The sequence below is a fragment of the Vibrio sp. 10N.222.52.B7 genome, from assembly GCF_041474275.1.
GTDB classification, from domain to species: domain Bacteria; phylum Pseudomonadota; class Gammaproteobacteria; order Enterobacterales; family Vibrionaceae; genus Vibrio; species Vibrio crassostreae_C.
Window position 1 is genome coordinate 4,553 of the sequence record NZ_JBFRTU010000195.1, and the last position, 1,119, is coordinate 5,671.

The window sequence follows — 1,119 nt, forward strand, 5'->3', positions numbered from 1 at the left end:
TAAAATAACAAATAACTGGTTAACTTTTGTTTTAGGTACAACTTTAAATAATGAAACATGTAGTCCCATATAAAAAATAACATTTATTATCATTGGAAACATACCAAAATACAGTATCTCCCTCATATACCCGGCATCAGTGTGCATATAATATCCCAAGCCATCAGGATCAACATACCTTGCATCTCCAAATAAAATTGTTTTCTCAGGGAGAGGAAAGTACATTGTCATCAAATGCGAAGTCGATCGAGTAGTGGCTCCCTCACCAAGGAATATATTAATAAATAACTCTCCGACAAAATTAATTATTCTTTGAAAGACATCATTATCATTAAAAGAAAAGTAAAGTATTGGTAAAGCAACGACACTACCTAAAACTAGATAGTATACCGATTTTCTAATCCCTCGATTTGAGGCCCCGACAACCATCAACACGATGCTAAATACGACACCAAAATAGCCAGTACGACCACTAAGCATACATGCGGGGAAAATTAGTAACCAAATTAAAGCATAATTTAGAGATTTTTTAGGCTCATAGTATATTAGTACTACGATCGCCATTAATGCAATTGACAGAAAAATAGAGAGGTCATATGTTGTACTATGCGCAAACCCAAAGCCCCTGAAGCCACCATAACGGCTAACTAGATCAAGTTTTGCATCAAAATTATTACTTAAGGAAAATATGAAATTTCTTATTGGCTCAAAAAATAGCATTGAATATATGAACAAGGCTTGAACCAAAGATACAGAAACAATAACCTTCAAAATGTCTTTAAAATGCTGAGGTCTTATTATAAACCTCACCAAGATATATACACCGAGAAATGACTCTAACGCTAATGTCAAGTATGCCTTAGGAACCGTAAAGTCATAAGTCTCGTGATATAATGGGAAAACACTCGCTATTGAGAACATCATTAGAAGAAGTAGTAATGACAACACTTCAGTCTTATTTAGTACAACTTCTTTTCGAAAGGTAAAAAACAAAAAGATCGGAATCAATATAAAGAAATATACGATTCTTGAAGCACTTGCGAACCATGTATAAGGTCCAAAGATAAAGAAAAATGCCACCATTAGCTTAAAAAAGTGACTCGCCTTTTCATTCTTAAT

1 protein-coding gene is annotated in these 1,119 nt (G+C 33.7%); it reads right to left on the reverse strand.

The annotated features are described in order from the left end of the window. On the reverse strand, positions 1-852 hold an 852-nt coding region (locus AB4512_RS22340; protein ID WP_372175727.1), incomplete at its 3' end, for a hypothetical protein. Between the last annotated feature and the right edge of the window lie 267 nt (positions 853-1,119).